Source organism: Boudabousia liubingyangii (genome assembly GCF_001907245.1).
GTDB classification, from domain to species: Bacteria; Actinomycetota; Actinomycetes; order Actinomycetales; family Actinomycetaceae; genus Boudabousia; species Boudabousia liubingyangii.
The window spans coordinates 490459-492973 of the sequence record NZ_MQSU01000003.1 but is presented as its reverse complement, the minus strand read 5'-3'; the positions used below and the strand labels follow the sequence as shown (position 1 = coordinate 492973).

Annotated in this window: 1 rRNA gene (cut by a window edge); it reads right to left on the bottom strand. The window is 53.2% G+C overall.

Annotation, left to right across the window (positions count from 1 at the left end):
- Positions 1-32: 32 nt before the first annotated feature.
- Positions 33-2515 (bottom strand): 23S ribosomal RNA (locus tag BSR28_RS06870) (it continues 710 nt past the right edge of the window).

The window sequence follows — 2515 nt, the reverse complement described above, 5'->3', positions numbered from 1 at the left end:
TTTTGCACTGATAAGTGCTTTTTGGGTGTGGTTTTTGTTAGTTGTCGGCTGATTAGTACCGGTCGGCTTGTCTGAACACCTTGCGGTGCTTCCACGTCCGGCCTATCTACCCAGTAGTCTGCTGGGAGCCTCAAAAGAAACCTCATCTTGAAGCAGGCTTCCCGCTTAGATGCTTTCAGCGGTTATCCTTTCCGAACGTAGCTAACCAGCGATGCACTTGGCAGTACAACTGGCACACCAGAGGTTCGTCCGTCCCGGTCCTCTCGTACTAGGGACAGGTCTTCTCAAGTTTCATGCGCGCGCAGCGGATAGGGACCGAACTGTCTCACGACGTTCTAAACCCAGCTCGCGTACCGCTTTAATGGGCGAACAGCCCAACCCTTGGGACCTACTCCAGCCCCAGGATGCGACGAGCCGACATCGAGGTGCCAAACCATGCCGTCGATATGGACTCTTGGGCAAGATCAGCCTGTTATCCCCGGGGTACCTTTTATCCGTTGAGCGACAACGCTTCCACAAGCCATTGCCGGATCACTAGTTCCTGCTTTCGCACCTGCTCGACCTGTCAGTCTCGCAGTCAAGCTCCCTTGTGCACTTACACTCGCCACCTGATTACCAACCAGGCTGAGGGAACCTTTGAGCGCCTCCGTTACATTTTAGGAGGCAACCGCCCCAGTTAAACTACCCACCAGGCACTGTCCCTGATCCGGATTACGGACCGAGGTTGAGATGCGCACTTGAACCAGAGTGGTATTTCAACGATGACTCCCCAACCACTGGCGTGGCTGGTTCATAGTCTCCCACCTATCCTACACAAGTCCAAGCGAGCACCAATACCAAGCTATAGTAAAGGTCCCGGGGTCTTTCCGTCCTGCTGCGCGTAACGAGCATCTTTACTCGTATTGCAATTTCGCCGAGTTCATGGTCGAGACAGCAGAGAAGTCGTTACGCCATTCGTGCAGGTCGGAACTTACCCGACAAGGAATTTCGCTACCTTAGGATGGTTATAGTTACCACCGCCGTTTACTGGGGCTTAAATTCACAGCTTCACCACACAAGTGTGATTGACCGTTCCTCTTAACCTTCCAGCACCGGGCAGGCGTCAGTGCGTATACATCGACTTACGTCTTCGCACGCACCTGTGTTTTTAGTAAACAGTCGCTTCTCTCAATTCTCTGCGACCACCACCAGCAGGACAAGTCCAACCAGGGTGGTCCCCCTTCTCCCTAAGTTACGGGGGCATTTTGCCGAGTTCCTTAACCATGATTCTCTCGATCGCCTCGGTATACTCTACCTGACTACCTGTGTCGGTTTGGGGTACGGGCGGCACTATCCCTCGCGTCGAGGTTTTTCTTGGCACCACAGGATCACCCACTTCCACCATACGGTGTCATCATCAACCCTCACCCTCACGTTCCCCGGATTTGCCTAGGAAACGGGCTGCGGTCTTAAACGTACTATTCCATCAGTACGCGGAGGCTACCACTGTGCGTCACCCCTGTTAATACGCTTGCCTACTAACAAACCAGGTCCCAACACAAAAAGAGTAAGAAACAATCCGAAGAAAGTAAAAAACCCTTTAAGTGGAGGTTAGTAGATCTGATTCAGCATGGACGGTCTAGCGCCGGTACAAGAATATAAACTTGTTATCCATCGACTACGCCTGTCGGCCTCGCCTTAGGTCCCGACTAACCCAGGGCAGATTAGCTTAACCCTGGAACCCTTAGTCAATCAGCGGACAAGTTTTTCACTTGTCATTCGCTACTCATGCCTGCATTCTCACTCCCATGCCGTCCACCCTAGGTTCACACCAGAGCTTCACTCAACATGGGACGCTCCCCTACCCATCACAACTCCTGAACCACAAAGGCTTGGATAAACGTTGTAATGCCACGGTTTCGGCGGTGTACTTGAGCCCCGCTACATTGTCGGCGCGGAATCACTTGACCAGTGAGCTATTACGCACTCTTTCAAGGGTGGCTGCTTCTAAGCCAACCTCCTGGTTGTCTGAGCAACTCCACATCCTTTCCCACTTAGCACACGCTTAGGGGCCTTAACCGATGGTCTGGGCTGTTTCCCTCTCGACTACGGAGCTTATCCCCCGCAGTCTCACTGCCGCGTTCTAACTTACCGGCATTCGGAGTTTGGCAGATCTCAGTAACCTGTGAGGGCCCATTGACCAACCAGTAGCTCTACCTCCGGCAAGAAACACGCGACGCTGCACCTAAATGCATTTCGGGGAGAACCAGCTATCACGGAGTTTGATTGGCCTTTCACCCCTACCCACAGCTCATCCCCCCAGTTTTCAACCTAGGTGGGTTCGGTCCTCCACGACGTCTTACCATCGCTTCAACCTGGCCATGGGTAGATCACCCCGCTTCGGGTCTAGAGCACGCGACTAAAAAACGCCCATTTAAGACTCGCTTTCGCTACGGCTTCCCCACACGGGTTAACCTCGCCACGCACCACTAACTCGCAGGCTCATTCTTCAAAAGGCACGCCATCACCCCAAAAG